Below are 17,422 nucleotides of genomic sequence, written 5' to 3' on the forward strand. Positions count from 1 at the left end.
GCAGGGGGACGGCAGGCGCGGGCAATGGCGCGACCGGAAGCGCGCGACGATCCCGCGGTTGCGGCCTCAGACCGGCGGTGCGCGTGCCTGGAGTGTGGACAGGAACCAGCCGGCCAGGATCAGTGCGCCGGGCAGGGCCGTTGCGCCGTGCCGGATCACGCTGTCCTGCGTCACCAGGAAAAGCGGCGGCGGCAGATGCAGCCCGGCGATCAGCGGGCACAGCGGGCAGCCTCCGCCGCCCGCATGGCCGTCCGGATGGTCCGGCGCTTGTCCGGACGGCAATTCCGCGTTGGCCGGCGGGCGGTCGACGTCGAGAAGAACCATTCCCTCGGCGGTGCAGACGGCGATCCCGCCGCCGATCCCGCCGGCCGGAGCGGACATCGCCGGCATGAGCAGCGCCCAGGCGAACAGCTGGACCAGCAATGCCGCCATGCCGGCCGTCAGGCCCACGCGGCGCAGCCCGCGGCGCAATCCGTGGCCGGCCGCGTTCACCGGCAGCAGCCCGCACAGCGCAGACGGACGCCCCCGGACCCGGCGGCCTCGCCGATCCGTCCATGGACATCCTCCGGCCTGACGGCCGGCGCTGGGCGCTCCAGATTCCTCATGGCGAGGGGTATTGCACGATGGCCATGGGCTGTAAAGCGAGGCACGATGTCGCCCCTCCGGATGCCGGGCCAGTTCCTCCGGCGCACCGGCATCTGGATCGTTTCGGCATGCGCGCCGCCGCGTGCCGAAGGCATCCCGTTTTCATGGTATGGTCATTTCCCGCCGCTGCCCGGTATGATGCCGGTTGCGTCGGATTTCCGATCCGGCAACAGTCCGTATGGGGTCGCTATAGTGGATCAGGCAGGATCGGCCGACGGAGGCAACGGTGTCATCTCGGTGATCCTGGTGGAGGACGACGCCCCGACCCGGGATTTCCTGGCCGCGTCGCTGGCCGCGGGCGCGGGCATCGTGCTGCTGGCCTCGGCCGGATCGCTGGCGGAGGCGCGCGCGGCGCTGGAAAACCACCGTCCGCGCGTTCTGGTGACCGACCTGAAGCTTCCCGACGGCCATGGCAGCGAGCTGATCCGCGAGGTGCGGCAGCGCATGCCGGAGACCGAGATCATGGTGATCTCGGTCCTGGGGGACGAGCTGTCGGTGATGCAGGCGGTGCGTGCCGGTGCCTCGGGCTACATCCTGAAGGACGCGCGGCCGATCGACCTGATCGTGGCGGTGCATGACCTGACCAACGGCCGCTCTCCCATCTCCGCCTCCATCGCCCGCCACATCATCCGCCAGTCCCAGGCCGCCCCGCCGGCCGCGGCGGCGGAGGAGGCGCCGCCGCCCGCCCTGACCCCGCGCGAGATGGACATCCTGTGGGGCATCGCCAAGGGCTTCACCTACAACGACATCGCGGCCCGGCTCGGCATCAGCCGGCAGACGGTGCCGAGCCACATCAAGAACATCTACCGGAAGCTCGAGGTCAATTCCCGCAGCGAAGCGGTCTACACTGCGGTGGAACGCAAAATCATCAAGCTGTCGGACTGATCCCCGTGAGCCAACACATCGCCGGTCTGCCGGTGCCCGGCCAGCCCTCGCCGACGCGGCTGCGGGCATGGCTGAGGGGGCGCGGGCCGCTGCTTCTTCTGTATTATGCGTTGGCCGCGGCCTTCGGAATTGCAGCGTTGACGGCGACCCCGACGATGCCCCAGGGCGTCCTGACCGTCGACGAGGCGCAGTTCTCCCCGGTGTTCGCGGACCGGGAGGTCGGCCGCCCCCCCCCGGAGGAGATGCCGGCGGAAGCTGCGGCCGTCTCGCTGCCCCACCGCTGCAAGGGGGTGCCCGATCCCATCGGCTGTTCCGGCCTGTTCCGTCTGACCTTCCGCTACGACCCGGGCACGGAAGAGCCCTGGTCGGTCTATGTGCCGCGCCTGTCCGGACGCGTAACCCTGTGGGTCAACGGGGTGCTGTTGACCGACAGCCGGAACCTGCAGTCCGACGTGGTCGTCACCCAGTTGATCCCGCTGATCCAGCCGATTCCCAGACCGTTCCTGAACGGCGGCGAGAACCGGATCGACATCCGCATGGAGGCCTGGAGCCAGGCCGGCGGCTTTCTCGACACCGTGCTGGTCGGGGCCGACCGGCTGCTTCGGCCGTCCTTCAACGAACGCGACTGGGTGATGGGCACGCTGCCGCGCCTGCTGGTGGCGTGGCAGGCGGCCTTGTGCCTGTCGCTGCTGATCGTGTGGATCGGATGCCGGGACGAATCGATCCATCTGGTGATGAGCCTGATCCTCGGGCTCGGCGTGCTCCAGGGCCTGCCGCTGTTCGTCACCGAACTGAACGGGCTGGAATGGCCGCTGCGCGTCGTCAATTTCACCGGCCAATGGCAGGGCGCGCTGCTGCCCATCGTGATGACCCGTCTGGTCGGGCGCAGATTGACGGTTCCCATCTGGCTGCTGCTGCTGGTGCCGTCGGTGGTCACCGTCGCGTTCCTGATCGCATCCCTCGATCCGGCCCAGCTGCAGCCATGGTTCGCCCCGCTGTGGCTGGTCGTCGTCCTCCCCTGGGCAACGGGCATGCTGGGCTGGTCGATCTGGATCGCGCTGTCTGCGGCGGTCCGCCGGAACCACGCCCCCGCCCAGCTCGTGCTGGGCGGCCTGATCGTCATCTCCATGTTGGCCGCCCATGACATCCTGTCGGTGGTCGGCGTGCTGGACCTGCGCGTTCCGTCGCTGACCCGCTACATGGCGCCCCTGCTGATGACGGTGATCAGCGCCACGCTGATGTGGCGCTTCGCCCAGGCGCTGGGCGAGGTCAGCCGCTTCAACGACGTGCTGCAGCAGGAGGTGGCGGGGGCCGAGGCGGAACTGAGGGCCAGTTTCGCCCGCGAGCAGGCGCAGACCCATGCCACCGCGCTGGAAAGCGAACGGCTGCGCCTGACCCGCGACCTGCATGACGGGCTGGCCGGGCAGCTGGTGTCGATCGTCGCCCAATGCGAGCTGCCGCAGCGCGATTACCGCCGCATCGGCGCGGCGGCGCGGCAGGCGCTGGACGATCTGCGGCTGGTGGTGGCGTCGCTGGACGATGTCGGCAACGATCTGGGCATGATGCTGGCCCAGTTCCACGACCGCATCGGCCCGCAGCTCCAGGCCCAGGGGTTCGAGCTCGACTGGCAGATGGCGCCGCTGCCCGATGTCGAGGGGTTGAGGTCGGAACATGCGCTGACCCTGTTCCGCATCCTCCAGGAGGCCGTCACCAACGCGGTGCGCCATTCCGGCTGCCGCCGGGTCGCCATCGTCATGGCGCCGGCTCCGGCTCCGGACGGCGGGCCTGATGCCGCGCCGCGCTTCGCGGTCCGGATCGTCGTGCGGGACGAAGGCTGCGGCATCCCCGGCGGCATCCTCGAAGGGAGCGGCGCCGCGCGGCCCGGCAAGGGGCTGAACAACATGCGCCAGCGCGCCGCGACGCTGGGGGCGGATCTCGCCATGCTCAGCGGCCCGGACGGCACCCGGATCGTCATCGACCTGCCGTTCCGCCTTCCCGGCTTCTGACGGGATCGGATAGACAGTCTCTCGATCCTGCCCGTGCCCGACTTTGCAAAACCACGGCTCCTGATCCTGGCAGGTCAGGATCAGGAGCCGTCGGCATGGGCCTCGCCGCGGACGCCCTACCGGCGCCCAGGCGCACCGGCGGCCCGTCTCATGTAGCCGATCAGCGTGCAATGCACGATGCCGGCGGTCAGGCTGGTGTGGCCGCTGAACATGACGAGGCCGAGGCCCCAGCCCTGCCGGCCGACGAGCACCCCCAGAGCCAGCAGCAGGGCGGCGCTGCCGGCGGTGCGCAGCGCGCGCGCGGTGGGTTTCGGCAGCGGCCGCCCGAACAGGTCGTGCTGCTGGCGGTCCATCGCCAGGGCCAGCGCGGCGAACCCGGCCAGGGACAGCGCGAAGGGCAACAGATGGGTCATGCTTCCCCCTTGCGCGGCAGGGCGCTGGCCATCCGTTCACGGTCGGTCGCTTCGCGATCCGATGCGCCCCCGGATCGTGTCCTTTGAACTCCGGACCGGACTTTCGGCCGGTGCCGCGCCGTCCTGATCGCCAGGGCGGCATGGAGCGCGGCCAGCGCCCAGCACATCAGGTCCATGCCGGCGAACACCCAATCGCCGTCGGCCAGGCTGTGCCACAGCGGCCGTTCCGTGCTCAGCGCGTTCAGCAGCGGCAGCAGTGCCAGCAGCGCCGCAGCCGTCCACAACTGCTCGATCCATGCCTTGCGGGCCGGACGCAGCACGGCATGGACCAGGGCCAGCGCCCAGACGATGAAGAAGACATGGATTTCCCAGGCGGACCGCTCGGCCATCCCCGGCGGCAGCAGGCGGTTGCCCCACAGGAACGCCGTCATGGCGACCGACAGGCCGGCGATGCTCGCGATGTTCAGCCGCTCGACCAGACGGAAGCCGACATGCGGCCGGTCCGGATCGGGCAGCTTCTGCCGCCGCTTGACGATCCACATCACCAGCCCGGTGCCCACCATCGCCGTGCCGGCGAGGCTGACCAGGAAATACAGCCAGCGCGTCACGCTGTCGCTGAAGCGCCCCAGATGCAGCGCATAGAGCACGCCGCGCGTCTCCGCCGCCGGGCCGACGCCCTCATGGACCGCGACCAGCCGGCCGGTGGTGCCCTCGAACTCCATGTATTGCGGACTCATGGAGACGCGCCCGGCATCGCCGCGCGCCACCGCGACCCGCGCCGCCGCGTCGCCGGGATTGGTGGCGGTGACGCGCCCGACCGCGTCGCGGCCCCAACGCTCCTCGGCCTGCCGCACCATGTCGGCGACCGGGGCGAGCGGCACGGCCTGCCCGCTGGGCTGGCCCGGCTGGATGAAGGCGCTGAGCTCGGCGTTCAGCTGCCGGCGCTCGGCCTGGCTCTTGAAGGCCGCCTGTTCGCCCCACGGCATGTAGAGCGCCATCAGCGTGACCAGCCCGGTGTAGGTGATCATGAAGTGGAAGGGCAGCCCGAACACCGACAGCGCATTGTGGGCGTCGAGCCACGAGCGCTGTCCCTTCCCCCAGCGGAAGGTGAAGAAATCGACGAAGATCTTCTTGTGGGTGATGACGCCGCTGACGATGGCGACCAGCATGAACATCGCCGCCGCGCCGGCGATCCACCGTCCCCACAGCACCGGCATGTAGTGGAACTGGAAATGGAAGCGGTAGAAGAAGTCGCCGCCCATCGTGTCGCGTGCGCTCACCGTCCGCCCGGTGGCGGGATCGAAATATCCCTCTCCGAAGCCGCGCTGGCCCGGCGTGCGCGGCGCCGTGCGCCAGAAGGCGTAGACGCTGTTGTTGCGCGCGTCGGGCAGGCGCATGCTCCATTGCGGGCTGCCCGGCGCGACGCCCGCCAGCTCGTCGGCGATGCGCTGGGCCACCGATGCCGGATCGGGCACCTCGGTCTGGTGCGCCAGCTCCGGCCGCATCCATTGCGACAGCTCGTCCTTGAAATAGGCCACGGTCCCGGTGAGGAACATGGCGTAGAGAATCCAGCCGAGCAGCAGCCCGGTCCAGCTGTGCAGGCCGGACATGCTCTGGCGGATGCCCTGGCCGGCAGGGCGCGGCGCTTGGGCCGTTTTCATCGGGCTTTCCCCACGGACAGTCCCCGTCACCAGACGGACCACGCCGCCGCCAGCAGCGGCGCGGCCACGACAAGAAGGCCCGCCCAGGCCCGCAGCGCGCTGCGCACCGCGAAGACCCAGATGACGGCGCCGGCATAGATGGCGAAGCTCGCCAGCATCCCGGTCAGCACCGCCTGCGGCTTTGCCATGGGAAGCGCGAGCACCGCCACGCTGGCCAGCGCCGCCAGCGCATAGCCGCCGAACAGGGCGGCGGCTATGCGCGAGACGAGCGGGCCGAGTTCGCCGATCCGACGGATCCAGCCGGCCACGGCGGTCATTTGCCGGGGGCTGCGGCCGGTCCCGCGGGGATCGGCGCCAGGCCGTCGGCATGGACGTAGGTCAGCGTGGTGACATAGCTCACGCCGTCATACTTCTCGGCGCCGTTGGCGCCCGGACGCTCGCCGGGGCTGCGCTCGTTGACGGCGACCTCGGCGACGTAGGTGCCCTTCCACGGCATGTCGAAGCTCACCAGCCCCTGCTCGTCGGTATGGCCCTCCTTCGCCCAGCCGGATTGCGTCACCAGCGTCACCTTGGCCTTGGCCTTGGGCTGGCCCTTGTAGAACAGCTTGAACTGGCCCGGCTTGCCGGCCGGCACCAGGTCGAGCGCCAGTTTCGGCTGCTGTTCGGCGAAGCCGGTGATCAGCCGCGCGGCGGGATGGAACCAGTTGGTGGTGTCCTTGTCGCCCTGCTTCCAGCTGTAGAGCGGGTACTGCGCGTCCTCGGCCACGATGCTCTCGCCGTCCGCGGCCTTGAAGGGCAGGGTGAAGCCGTCCGTGCTCTTGGCGGCATCGGACGCCCGCTCGCCCTTGGCGGAGACCAGCGTGCCGGCCGGCTTGACGAACTTGTCGAGCAGGCCGGGCGACGCCTCGCGCAGGTTCTCGCCGAACTCGCCGAAGCGGATGGTGGCGTTCTGCCCGTCGGGCTGTTCGATCCAGATCTGATGGGCCTGCGCCGGCAGGGCGAAGCCCAGCGCGGCGGCAGAGGCAGCGATGGCGGCGACGATTGCGGAAAATCTGTTCATGGGAATTCCGGCGGCAAAGGGACGTGGATCAGAAATCGACGGTGGCGGACAGCACCACGGTGCGCGGCGCGCCGACGGTCACGTAGGTGCCGGTGGTCAGCCAGTAATCCTTGTCGAACAGGTTCTCGACATTGGCGCGCAGCACGACCGGCTTGCCCGCCACAGTGGCGGAATAGCGGGCGCCGACGTCGAAGCGGGTCCAGCCGTCGAAGCGCAGCGTGTTGGCGTTGGTCAGGTAGGAACCCGAGGTGTGGATCGCCCGCCCGTTGAGGGAGAGGCCCTGCACCCACGGCGTATCCCAGTCGAGACTGGCGGAGAAGGTCTTGTCCGGCACGCCGGCCGCGTCGTTGCCCTGTTCCGCCGCGACGGCGGTCTTGGTCAACTCCGGCCGCAGGAAGGAGGCGCTGGCCATGGCGCGCAGGCCGGGCAGGATCTCGCCATAGGCCGACAGCTCCAGGCCGCGGTTGCGCTGTTCGCCGTCATAGGCCAGCTCGTTGGCCGCGTTGCGGATCGAGTTCGGCCGGGACAGCTGGAACACCGCCGCGGTGGTGGTGATGCTGCCCCAATCGACCTTGACCCCGGCCTCGTACTGCTTCGACTTGTAGGGGGCCAGCACCGCGCCGGTGTTGGCGTAGCCGGCGCCGACGATGGTGCCGCGCGACAGCCCCTCGGCATAGTTCGCATAGACCGAGACATGCTCCAGCGGCTTGACGACGAAGCCGGCGAGCGGCGTCGTCGCGCTGGCCTTGTACTTGCTGGTCAGGGCGCCGGTGGTCGTGTTGAAGCTGTCGACCTTCACCGTCTGGTCGCGCACGCCGAGCGTCAGCAGCACCCGCTCGTCGAGGATCGACAGCGTGTCGGCCACCGCGAAGCTGGTGAGCGTCGTCTCGGCCGACTTGCGCGGGTCGGTGCGGGCGGCGGTGATGACGGGCAGCGCCGACGGGCGGTAGATGTTCGAGACGACCGTGCCGGCCGACTGGATGTAGGCGTTGCCCTCGTCGCGCCGGAAGCCGCTGTAGCCGACATTCAGCGCGTGGCGGACCGGTCCGGTCTCGAAGCGCCAGCGCAGGCCGGCGGTGCCGCTCACCGTCTCGTTGTAGGAATCGTAATAGGAGTTGCGCACCGTGAAGGTGCCGAGCGCGTTCGCCGCCGGGCCGGAAACCGGGAAGACCTGGTCGTTGGTTCCCTTGCGGTAGCCGATGCCGGCATAGGCGGTCAGCGCCTCGGTCACGTCGAACTCGATGTTCGAGGCGACGGTGGTGTCCTTCTGGACCAGCGTCGTTCCCGGATACCAGTTGCTGCGGGCGTCGGGCGGCGACGGAATGGACGGGATGGTGGACAGCAGGCTGATCTGCGGCCGGAAATTGTCCGTGCTGTCATGCTGCCGGATGGCGTCGAGCGACCAGCGCACCCGCTCTCCGCGGTAATCCACCGCCAGCGAGCCGAAGCCGGAGCGCACGTCGCCGTCGTCGATCGAGGCTTCCCCGCCGCGCAGCAGGCCGTTGAAGCGGACGCCCCACTCCTTGTTGGCGCCGAAGCGGCGGCTGGCGTCGAGATTGAGGCCGAAATTGGCGTCGCTCAGATAGGTGGTGGTGACGCGGGTCAGCGGCTCCTCGCCGGCGCGCTTGGCAATGATGTTGATGCCGCCGCCGATGCTGCCGCCGGGGGCGATGCCGTTGGCCAGCGCGCCCGGACCCTTGAGCAGCTCGATGCGCTCGATCAGCTGCGACGGCACGCGGTTGGACGACACCAGCCCATACATGCCGTTGAAGCCGACGTCGCCGGCCGGAACGGCGAAGCCGCGGATCTGGAAGGTGTCGTCGAACCCGTTGCTGCCCGTGGTCAGGCGCACCGAGGCGTCGTTGATCAGCGTATCGGCCGCCGTGCGCGCCTGCTGGTCCTCGATCAGCTGCGAGGTGAAATTGACCGTGCTGAACGGCGTGTCCATCACGTTCCGCGCGCCGAGCAGACCGACCGAGCCGCCGCGGGCCACCTGGCCGCCGGCATAGGGCTGTTGCAGCGCGCCTTGCGCCGGCGAGCTGGCGGTGATCTCCAGGACCGGCAGCGTCGTCGCATCGTCGGCCTTGCTTGAAGCAGCCGGGGTTGCGGCCGCCTTGGCCGAAGCCGCCGGGGCCGCGGTTGCCGTCTGGGCAAGGGCCGCGGACGGCAGCGCGAGGCAGCCCGCCAGCACGGCGCCGGCAAGGCCTGCTGCCGTTGCGACCGGGCGCAGGCCGGACATCAGGGCATGAGGCGCAACGGACATGCCGTCGCGGTAACGGGCGGCTTGGCGCGCAGCGGCCTTGCCGTGGGTACAATTCATGGTGGCGATTCCCCTGCCAGACGGCATCTTCGGTAACGCAGCTTCAACGCCCGGCACGGTGCTACTCCAATCGAGTCGAACAACGGTGCGGATTAGAAAATGCGAATGATTATCATTATAGAAATGACATGTTGCAACTTTCAAGACCTATCTGGCTGCGGTTCGCTGCAACGATCCGGCGAGAATTCGCATGTTTCGGGCTTTGAAAGCATGCATCTCCGGTTGTCTTTTGAGTCGGCGGCATCTGCGGACCGGCTTTCCAATCCTTGCCCGAACACGCATGGGCAGCATCGGGGGCATCGGGCCGGGCCGATGCAAAGGAGGGGGACCGGAGCGGGCGGCTCCCCGCCGCCGGGTGCGATGCCGATTCGCGTTTGAGAATCATTATCAATCAGGCTAGGCTGCCCGCCGCTGGGTGGGGAACCGGGAAGGCAGGGGATGGGGGACAGGGAAAAGCCCGGTCTGGTGGCGGGCTTCCAGGAGCATTACGGGGATTTGCTGCGCTTCCTGATCTGGCGGACCGGCGACGCCGACCATGCCGCCGACGTGGCGCAGGACACCTATTTCCGGCTCGCGGCGATCCAGGAGTCCGGAAAGCCGATCGGCAATCTGCGCGCCTACATCCTGAGGGTCGCCCGCAACCTGTCGATCGACCGGCTGCGCCGCGACAAATGGCTGGTCCCGGCCGAGACGGTCGCGGCCGAGGTCGCGGCGGTGGCTGACGACGCCGTTTCGCCGGACGAGGCGCTGCTGTCCAAGGAACGGTTGCGCCTGCTCGACGAGGCCTTGCAGGCCTTGCCGGCCAAACCGCGCGAGGCGCTGCTGCTGCACCGGCTCGGCGGCCTGTCCCAGGCCGAGATCGCCGTCCGCCTCGGTGTTTCGGAAAGCATGGTCACGAAATACGTGGCCCAGGCCATGCAGCATTGCCGGACCTGGCGCCAGCGGCTGGACAGCGAAAGATCTTAGGGAAAAATCGTGATGCCGCTCCTGTCGCCGTCGCCGCCGGAAAACGTCCTATGGTAGAGACGACCCGTCCTTCCGCCGCAGGCTGCCCGCCGATGTCCGATCCGCCGATGTCCGATCCGAATGCCTCCATCCTCGACGAGGAAGCGCTTGATTGGCTGGTCCGCGTGAGCTTCGGCACCGCCGGCCCGGACGAGTTCGCGGCATGGCGCGCCCGCAGCCCGGCCCATGAGCGGGCCGCCCGCGCGGCGGAGGCGCTGTGGCGCGACATCGGCCATACCGCGACGGCGGCCGAGTTCTCCCGGCACGAGTTCTCCCGGCACGAGTTCTCCCGGCGCGAAGCGGCGCGCGGCCGGCTGCCGCATCTGCCGGCCGGGGCGATGCGCCGCGGCATCGACCGGCGTCCGGGGCACCTGGGCCGCCGGGCCGTCATGACCGGCGCCATGGCGGCGTCGGCCGCCGCGCTGGTCGCCTCCTCCGGGGTGTTCGGCCCGCTGGCCGGGCTCGCCGCCGACCACGCCACCCGGCCGGGGGAGCGCCGCGAGGTGGCCCTGCCCGACGGCTCCATGGCGATGCTCAACACCGCCACCGCCCTTTCGGTCCGCTTCACCGCGGCGGAGCGGCGCATCGTCCTGACGGCCGGCGAGGCCTTCTTCGCGGTGGCGAAGGATCCCGACCGTCCCTTCGTGGTGGCGGCGCGCGGCGGCGAGACGCGGGCCGTCGGCACCGCCTTCGCCGTCCGCACCGACGGCGACGAGGTGCGGGTCACCGTCAGCGAGGGCATCGTGGAGGTGACCGCCGCCGCCGGCCTGCCGGTGCGCTTGATTGCCGGGCAGGGGGCTGGCTATGGCGGGGCCGGCAGCCAGCCGCTGCCGCAGCAGGTGAACGAGGCGGCGGCGACGGCGTGGCGGCGCGGCAAGCTGATCTTCAACCAGCGTCCGCTGGTCGAGGTGGCGGCGGAGATGAGCCGCTACCGCCCCGGCCGTGTCGTCGTCGCCAATCCGGATCTGGAGCGTCTGCCGGTGACCGGCGTCTTCGAACTGGACGACCAGGATGCCATGCTGCGCGCCATCGAACAGGCTCTGCCGGTCAGGGTGCTGAACCTGCCGCTGCTGACCGTTCTGCGGTAGGGGCGGGGAGAGGGGCGGCGGCAGGAGCCGCCCCGAAGTTTTTTGCGGAATTCCCGAAAATCTTTTCCCGGTCGCTGTCGCTCGGCCATTCGTCATCCGTCCTTTGGTGGGACGCGAATGATTTGCATTCGCTGATCGGGGGCGTCCCGCTTCATGAACGACTGCCACCAGGGGGATTGCAATGGCCGTTCGGGCGGTTCGCATCGTCGGGCGAGGGTTTCGCCGGTTTCTTCTGCTGTCCACCGCTTGCGCGGCACTGGCCGTCCTGCCGGCGCCTCTCGCTGCCGCCACCACCACCGTCGCCCAGGCCGGCGCGGAGCCGGCGATGCGTTTCAGCGTTCCGGCCCAGTCGCTCGACAGCGCGCTGACCGCCTTCGCCGATCAGGCCGGGTTCCGCCTGCTGTTCTCGGCCCCGGCTGTGCAGGGGCTGACCAGCCAGGGCCTGAACGTCACCGCCACCCCGGTCGACGCGCTCAACCAGCTGCTGGCCGGCAGCGGCTTCACCTGGCGCTTCACCGGCCCGAAGACCGTCACGCTGGAGAAGGTCGCCGCCGCCGGTGCCGTCCTGCTCGATCCGGTGACGGTGCAGGGCGGCGGGACCGGGCGCGCGGGCGCCTACGGTCCGGTTGCCGGCTATGTGGCGACCCGCTCCGCCGGCGCCACCAAGACCGACACCCCGCTGGTCGAGACGCCCCAGAGCATCAGCGTCGTCGGCGCGGAGGAGCTGGAGGCGCGCAATGTCCAGACCCTGGAGGATGCGGTCAAATACACGCCGGGCGTCGTGCTGTCCTACGGCTCGGTCGGCGATTCGCGCAGCTCCTGGTACAAGATGCGCGGCTTTCCGGTCACCACCACCTATTACCGCGACGGGCTGAAGGTCGCCGGCCAGAGCTGGCAGCGGATGGATTCCTTCCTGATGGAGCGGGTCGAGATCCTGCGCGGCCCGGCCTCCGTCATGTATGGCCAGAGCGTTCCCGGCGGCCTGATCAACATGGTCAGCAAGCGTCCGCAGGACGTCCAGTCGGCCGAGGTCGCGGTGGAATACGGCTCCAACGACTGGAAGCGCATCGAAGGCGACATCACCGGCCCGCTGGACCAGGACAAGGAGCTGCTCTACCGCATCACCGCCGCCGTCCAGGACAGCAACGGCCTGAACGGCATCGAGCATGACCGGGCCGACCGCAAGATGATCGCCCCGTCGCTGACCTGGAGGCCGCAGCAGGGGACCAGCGTCACGCTTGCCGCCGTCCATCAGGTGGACGAGAGCCGGGGCTGGACGCCGCGCCGCCGCTACACCACGGCCTACGGCACGACCAATTCCAAGACCTACATGGGTGAGCCGGACTACGACCGCTTTCAACAGGAACAGACCCAGCTGACCCTGCTGGCCGAGCATGCGGTCAGCGACCGCCTGAAATTCTCCTTCGGCGGCCGCTACGCCAAATACGACCTGGATTACCGGCAGGTCTGGCCCGGCAGCTTCCAGGCCGACGGCCGGACCATGAACCGCGCCCAGTATGTCTACGGCCAGGATGCCGAGAACTATGCGTTCGACGCCCGCGCCGAAGGGAAATTCTCCGTCCTCTCCACCGACCACACGCTGTTGGGCGGGGTGGATTATTCCTATCTGAACATGAAGGACGGCTTCGGATCACGGGCGGTCGAGACCTCGCTCGACCTGTTCAATCCGGTCTACGGGCGTTACGGATCGGAACCGGCCCTGTCCGTCAGCGACGTCGACAGCCGCATGCTCGGCGTCTATCTCCAGGACCAGATCTCGGTCGGCGAGAACTGGGTCTTCCTGCTGGGCGGCCGCCGCGACTTCCCCGGCGTCTCCAGCGGCGTCGCCTACCGGAACGCCTACACCGGCCGCTTCGGCGTCGCCTACAAGACCGGCTTCGGACTGGTCCCCTATGCCAGCTACGCCGAATCCTTCGAGCCGCAATCGGGCACCGGCTGGGGCGGCACCCGCTTCACGCCCACCACCGGCCGCCAGTACGAGATCGGCGTGAAGTACGAGCCGCAGGGCACCAACCTGCTGGCGACGGTCGCCCTGTTCGACCTGCGCAAGCAGAATGTGCTGACCACCGACCCCGACCCGACCCACCTGTGCAGCGGCAGCCGCTGCAGCGTGCAGACCGGCGAGGTGAAGTCGCAGGGCGTCGAGCTGGGCCTGACCATGGAACTGGCCCAGGGGCTGAAGGGCGTGGCCGCCTACACCTACAACCCGATCGAGGTGACGAAGAGCAACACCGCCAGCGAGATCGGCCGCCAGCAGTCCGACCAGCCGATCCACACCGCGTCGCTGTGGCTGGATTACGGCGTACAGGACGGGCCGCTGGAAGGCTTCGGGCTGGGCGGCGGCCTGCGCTTCGTCGGCAAGACGACCAACAATTCCAGCAACGTCACCACCGCCGCCTATGTGATGGACGAGATGATGGTGCGCTACGCCACCGAGGCGTGGCGGCTGTCGGTCAACGTGCGGAACCTGCTGGACCGCGAGGTTGAGTACACCTGCACCAAAAGCGCGACCCAGTCGATGTGCTACCTCAACGAACCGCTGACCGTCACCGCCCGCGTCTCGCGGAAGTTCTGAGGCGCCCGCAGCCGCATCACTCGTCCGGCTGCACCGGGATGCCGTGCTTGCGCAGCTTGGCATAGAGGTTGGTGCGCGACAGGCCGAGGCTGCGGGCGGCCTCCAGCTTGTTGCCCCGGCAGCCCGCGAGCGCCTCGAGGATGAGCGAGCGTTCCAGATCGTCCATCGCCACGGCCAGCGGGCGTTTCCCGTCCGCCACGGCGATGGACGGATTGGAGCGGCCGAGGTGGGCGTCCGGCGCGGCGCCCGGCAGGATGTCGGCGAAGTCCTCGGCCGTGATGCGCTCGCCTTCGGTGCGCACATAGACCTGTTCGATGATGTTGGCCAGTTCGCGGACATTGCCGGGCCAGTCATGGCGCCGCAGCCGGTCGAGCGCCGGCGGCGTGAGGTCGCGCATCGGCTGGTCGAGGCTGAGCGCGACCCTCTCCGAGAACAGCGAGGCGAGGATCTCCAGATCGTCCCGGCGGTCGCGCAGCGCCGGCAGCTGGATCGGGAAGACGTTCAGCCGGTAATAGAGATCGGGCCGGAAGGCGCCGCTGCGCACCATCTCGGCCAGCGGCCGGCTGGTCGCCGCGACGATGCGGACATCGACCTTGACCACCTTGTCGGACCCCAGCGGCTCGACCTCGCGCTCCTGCAGGACGCGCAGCAGCTTGGCCTGCAGCGGCAGCGGCATGTCGCCGATCTCGTCGAGGAACAGGGTGCCGCCGTCGGCCAGCTGGAACTTGCCGGGGCGCGGCTGGCGGCCGGCGCCGGTGTAGGCCCCCGGCGCGACGCCGAAGAACTCCGCTTCCAGCAGGTTTTCGGGAATGGCGGCGGTGTTGACGCCGACGAAGGGGCGGTGCGCGCGGTCGGAGCCGGCATGGATCGACTGCGCCACCAGTTCCTTGCCGGTCCCTGTCTCGCCCAGCAGCAGGACCGCCGAGCGGATCTGGCCGGCCCGGCGCACCAGCCGCTTCACCTCCAGCATCGCCGGGCTGAAGCCGATCAGGTTCTCCACCGTGTATTTCGACGCCCGGCTGGCCGCCAGCTCCTGTTCCACCCGGGTCAGCCGCGATTGCAGCTTGTTGAAGCGCTCGGCGATCGGCCGCAGATAGGTCAGGCTGTTCTTCAGGGCGAAGGCGAGGGCGCCGATGACCTCCCCCTGCTCGTCGCGCAGCGGCAGGCGGCTGACCAGCAGCGTGTGCTCGCCATAGCGCATGATGTCGAGCGGCATCGAGCGGCCGGTTTCCACCACCTCGCGCATCCGGCTGTGCGGGATGACGCGCTCCACCGGCTGGCCGATCGCGTCGGCGGGCGATTGGAATCCAAGCTGCGCCATCAGCTTCTCGTTGAACCAGACATGCTTGTCGTTCGACCAGACGATCCGGACATCCTTGTCGACCAGCAGGGCGCCGTCGATCATCTCGTCGATCATCACCATCAGCGTGCGCGCCGCTGCGAATTGCTCGGCCTGGTCCGTTGGCATATCCAAATCTTCCCCATGGCGGACTGTCATTATTAATAACAGTATCTGTCAGAAAAGTGAACACGGCGAAAGCGCCAATTTTCAAGGAGGCCAAGGCTCCTGCCACAACGGCGTGTGCGCAATTACCAACACCCAGCCTCCAGCCTGCTGCAACGATCTGAAAAAATCATTCTATAACAGATACTTGTAAATATGGCACGCCATTTGCTTACAAAACCCACAAACGCGGCAACAGCGAACAATCAGCGCAGCGCCCTGAAACGGCGCCGGTCCGGCAAAGACGGCGGTTCGGGGCCACCAGGCCATGCGAAGGGGGAATGCACAGACCATGACACACCAGCGCATCGCCATCATCGGCGCCGGGATGATGGGGCAGGGGATCGCGCAGGCCTTCGCCGCCGCCGGACACCATGTCGACATCCAGGAGCCCGACGCCGGCCGCCGGGCCGGCATCCTCGACCGCATCCGCCGCACCCTCGGGGAAGCGGGCCAGGAGGCGACGGCCGCCGACCGCATCCACCCGCGCGAGACGCTGGAGGAGGCCGTCGCCGCCGCCGACATCGTCATCGAGGCGGTGCCCGAGGATCTCGCCCTCAAGCAGCGCATCCTCGCGGCGGCGGAGGCGGCGGCGCCCGCCCATGCGCTTCTCGCCAGCAACACGTCGGTCATCCCGATCACCCGGATCATGGAGCCGCTGCGCGACCGGACCCGCGCGCTCGGCACCCACTGGTGGAACCCGGCCCATCTGATCCCGCTGGTCGAGGTGGTGCGGACGCGCGACACCGCCGATGCGGCGGTCGCCGCGACGACCGCCCTGCTGAGTTCCATCGGCAAGATGCCGGTCGAGGTGCGCAAGGACGTTCCCGGCTTCATCGGCAACCGGTTGCAGCATGCGCTGTGGCGCGAGGCCATCGCGCTTGTGCAGGACGGCGTCTGCGACGCCGAGACCGTCGATACCGTGGTGAAGGCCAGCTTCGGCCGGCGGCTCGCCGTGCTGGGGCCGCTGGAGAACGCCGATCTCGTCGGCACCGACCTCACGCTGGCGGTGCATGGCCATGTCCTGCCCGACCTCGACCGCACGCCGGGCCCGCAGCCCTTCCTGCGCGATCTGGTCGCCTCCGGGCGGCTCGGCATGAAGTCCGGCGCGGGCTTCCGCAGTTGGACCGACGCCGAGCGGGAGGAAACCGCGGCCCGTCTCGCCACCCATCTCCAACGCCTGGATCAGTTCGAGCGGGGATAGCCGCCCGCCACCCCAGACCCCGCACTCTCACCGTCCGCAGCCTTCCCGGCCGGACCCGCACAGGAGGGCCTTCCATGGCCGCATCGAAGAAGAAGGTCATCATCAGCTGCGCGCTGACCGGATCGATCCACACCCCCACCATGTCGGATGCCCTGCCGGTCACGCCGGACGAGATCGTCGAACAGGGCGTCGGCGCGGCGGAGGCCGGCGCGGCGATCCTGCACCTGCACGCCCGCGATCCCCGCACCGGGCAGCCGACTCCCGATCCGTCGGTGTTCATGCAGTTCCTGCCGCGGCTGAAGCAGTCCACCGACGCGGTGCTGAACATCACCACCGGCGGCTCGCTGAACATGACGGTGCAGGAGCGGCTCGCCGCCCCGCTGCTGGCCAAGCCGGAGATGTGCTCGCTCAACATGGGGTCGATGAATTTCGGCATCTTCCCGCTGGCCGACCGCTACAAGGACTGGAAGCACGACTGGGAGGAGCCCTATCTGCGCAGCACCGACGACTTCATCTTCCGCAACACCTTCCGCGACATCGCCTACATCCTGGAGCATCTCGGCGAGGGCTGCGGCACGCGGTTCGAGTTCGAGTGCTACGACGTCGGGCACCTCTACAACCTCGCGCATTTCCTCGACCGCGGGCTGGTGAAGACGCCGCTGTTCATCCAGACCATCTTCGGCATCCTCGGCGGCATCGGCGCGGAGGAACGCAACCTCGTCTTCATGCGCGAGACCGCCGACCGGCTGTTCGGCAAGGATTACGAATGGTCGGTGCTGGCCGCCGGCCGCCACCAGATCCCCTTCACCACCATGGCGGCGGTGATGGGCGGCAACGTCCGCGTCGGGCTGGAAGACAGCCTCTATCTCGCCAAGGGCCGGCTCGCCCGCAACAGCGCCGAGCAGGTGGCGAAGATCCGCCGCATCCTGGAGGAGCTGTCGCTGGAGGTCGCCACGCCCGAGGAGGCGCGCGCCATGCTCGATCTCAAGGGCGCCGACCAGGTGGCGTTCTGACGCGATACCATCCGACCGAGGA

At 69.1% G+C, this 17,422-nt stretch carries 14 protein-coding genes; 7 read left to right on the top strand and 7 right to left on the bottom strand.

Going from position 1 to position 17,422, the window contains the following annotated elements:
• Positions 1-66: 66 nt before the first annotated feature.
• Positions 67-492 carry a DUF2946 family protein gene (locus ABMY26_RS01520; protein ID WP_372394713.1) on the bottom strand — a complete coding sequence of 142 codons (426 nt, stop codon included), beginning with the start codon at positions 490-492 and terminating at the stop codon, positions 67-69.
• 345 nt (positions 493-837) lie between these two features.
• Here ABMY26_RS01520 and ABMY26_RS01525 point away from each other — a divergent pair, with 345 nt between their 5' ends.
• Both ABMY26_RS01525 and ABMY26_RS01530 read left to right on the top strand, forming a co-directional pair.
• On the top strand, positions 838-1,530 hold the full coding sequence (locus tag ABMY26_RS01525; RefSeq protein ID WP_245636892.1) for a response regulator transcription factor: 693 nt from the start codon (positions 838-840) through the stop codon (positions 1,528-1,530).
• Between the two features lie 5 nt (positions 1,531-1,535).
• Positions 1,536-3,536 carry a sensor histidine kinase gene (locus ABMY26_RS01530; protein WP_372394714.1) on the top strand — a complete coding sequence of 667 codons (2,001 nt, stop codon included), beginning with the start codon at positions 1,536-1,538 and terminating at the stop codon, positions 3,534-3,536.
• 116 nt (positions 3,537-3,652) lie between these two features.
• Here the strand turns inward: ABMY26_RS01530 and ABMY26_RS01535 are convergent, their stop codons facing one another.
• From ABMY26_RS01535 to ABMY26_RS01555, 5 genes are read right to left on the bottom strand one after another with little or no spacing between them, the layout of a single operon-like run.
• On the bottom strand, positions 3,653-3,949 hold the full coding sequence (locus ABMY26_RS01535; RefSeq protein ID WP_372394715.1) for a DUF3325 family protein: 297 nt from the start codon (positions 3,947-3,949) through the stop codon (positions 3,653-3,655).
• Positions 3,946-5,610 (bottom strand): PepSY-associated TM helix domain-containing protein, encoded by a 1,665-nt coding sequence (locus ABMY26_RS01540; RefSeq protein WP_372394716.1) that lies wholly within the window; start codon positions 5,608-5,610, stop codon positions 3,946-3,948. Before ABMY26_RS01540 ends, ABMY26_RS01535 begins: the two co-directional genes overlap by 4 nt.
• A 26-nt stretch (positions 5,611-5,636) precedes the next feature.
• Positions 5,637-5,927, bottom strand: coding sequence for a DUF3649 domain-containing protein (locus ABMY26_RS01545; RefSeq protein WP_372394717.1), 291 nt, complete (start codon positions 5,925-5,927; stop codon positions 5,637-5,639).
• Positions 5,924-6,670 (bottom strand): DUF4198 domain-containing protein, encoded by a 747-nt coding sequence (locus ABMY26_RS01550; protein WP_372394718.1) that lies wholly within the window; start codon positions 6,668-6,670, stop codon positions 5,924-5,926. Before ABMY26_RS01550 ends, ABMY26_RS01545 begins: the two co-directional genes overlap by 4 nt.
• Before the next feature lie 28 nt (positions 6,671-6,698).
• Complete coding sequence (locus tag ABMY26_RS01555; protein ID WP_372394719.1) at positions 6,699-8,990, bottom strand: TonB-dependent receptor; 2,292 nt, start codon at positions 8,988-8,990, stop codon at positions 6,699-6,701.
• A 438-nt stretch (positions 8,991-9,428) separates the two neighbouring features.
• Here ABMY26_RS01555 and ABMY26_RS01560 point away from each other — a divergent pair, with 438 nt between their 5' ends.
• The 3 genes from ABMY26_RS01560 to ABMY26_RS01570 all read left to right on the top strand — a co-directional run bounded on the left by ABMY26_RS01560 (position 9,429) and on the right by ABMY26_RS01570 (position 13,679).
• A complete protein-coding gene (locus ABMY26_RS01560; RefSeq protein WP_372394720.1) occupies positions 9,429-9,956 on the top strand; it encodes an RNA polymerase sigma factor in 528 nt (175 codons plus the stop codon).
• Between the two features lie 107 nt (positions 9,957-10,063).
• Positions 10,064-11,083, top strand: a complete 1,020-nt coding sequence (locus ABMY26_RS01565) for a FecR family protein (RefSeq protein WP_372394721.1) — start codon at positions 10,064-10,066, stop codon at positions 11,081-11,083.
• A gap of 181 nt (positions 11,084-11,264) precedes the next feature.
• On the top strand, positions 11,265-13,679 hold the full coding sequence (locus ABMY26_RS01570) for a TonB-dependent siderophore receptor (protein ID WP_372394722.1): 2,415 nt from the start codon (positions 11,265-11,267) through the stop codon (positions 13,677-13,679).
• Positions 13,680-13,695: 16 nt separating this feature from the next.
• Here the strand turns inward: ABMY26_RS01570 and ABMY26_RS01575 are convergent, their stop codons facing one another.
• Positions 13,696-15,147, bottom strand: a complete 1,452-nt coding sequence (locus ABMY26_RS01575; protein ID WP_372394723.1) for a sigma-54 interaction domain-containing protein — start codon at positions 15,145-15,147, stop codon at positions 13,696-13,698.
• Positions 15,148-15,475: 328 nt separating this feature from the next.
• Between ABMY26_RS01575 and ABMY26_RS01580 the strand changes: the two genes are divergently transcribed.
• Both ABMY26_RS01580 and ABMY26_RS01585 read left to right on the top strand, forming a co-directional pair.
• Entirely contained in the window at positions 15,476-16,387 is a 912-nt protein-coding gene (locus ABMY26_RS01580; RefSeq protein ID WP_372394724.1) for a 3-hydroxyacyl-CoA dehydrogenase family protein, read from the top strand.
• Positions 16,388-16,461: 74 nt separating this feature from the next.
• A complete protein-coding gene (locus tag ABMY26_RS01585) occupies positions 16,462-17,400 on the top strand; it encodes a 3-keto-5-aminohexanoate cleavage protein (RefSeq protein ID WP_045583136.1) in 939 nt (312 codons plus the stop codon).
• Positions 17,401-17,422: the final 22 nt, after the last annotated feature.

Origin of the sequence: Azospirillum sp. HJ39, from assembly GCF_041507355.1 — a bacterium.
In the GTDB taxonomy this organism is placed as follows: domain Bacteria; phylum Pseudomonadota; class Alphaproteobacteria; order Azospirillales; family Azospirillaceae; genus Azospirillum; species Azospirillum thiophilum.

Coding starts and splice junctions, on each gene's coding strand:
- ABMY26_RS01535 (WP_372394715.1), bottom strand. CDS start 3,949: ATGACCCATCTGTTGCCCTTCGCGCTGTCCCTGGCCGGGTTCGCCGCG.
- ABMY26_RS01540 (WP_372394716.1), bottom strand. CDS start 5,610: ATGAAAACGGCCCAAGCGCCGCGCCCTGCCGGCCAGGGCATCCGCCAG.
- ABMY26_RS01545 (WP_372394717.1), bottom strand. CDS start 5,927: ATGACCGCCGTGGCCGGCTGGATCCGTCGGATCGGCGAACTCGGCCCG.
- ABMY26_RS01550 (WP_372394718.1), bottom strand. CDS start 6,670: ATGAACAGATTTTCCGCAATCGTCGCCGCCATCGCTGCCTCTGCCGCC.
- ABMY26_RS01555 (WP_372394719.1), bottom strand. CDS start 8,990: ATGAATTGTACCCACGGCAAGGCCGCTGCGCGCCAAGCCGCCCGTTAC.
- ABMY26_RS01560 (WP_372394720.1), top strand. CDS start 9,429: ATGGGGGACAGGGAAAAGCCCGGTCTGGTGGCGGGCTTCCAGGAGCAT.
- ABMY26_RS01565 (WP_372394721.1), top strand. CDS start 10,064: ATGTCCGATCCGAATGCCTCCATCCTCGACGAGGAAGCGCTTGATTGG.
- ABMY26_RS01570 (WP_372394722.1), top strand. CDS start 11,265: ATGGCCGTTCGGGCGGTTCGCATCGTCGGGCGAGGGTTTCGCCGGTTT.
- ABMY26_RS01575 (WP_372394723.1), bottom strand. CDS start 15,147: ATGCCAACGGACCAGGCCGAGCAATTCGCAGCGGCGCGCACGCTGATG.
- ABMY26_RS01580 (WP_372394724.1), top strand. CDS start 15,476: ATGACACACCAGCGCATCGCCATCATCGGCGCCGGGATGATGGGGCAG.
- ABMY26_RS01585 (WP_045583136.1), top strand. CDS start 16,462: ATGGCCGCATCGAAGAAGAAGGTCATCATCAGCTGCGCGCTGACCGGA.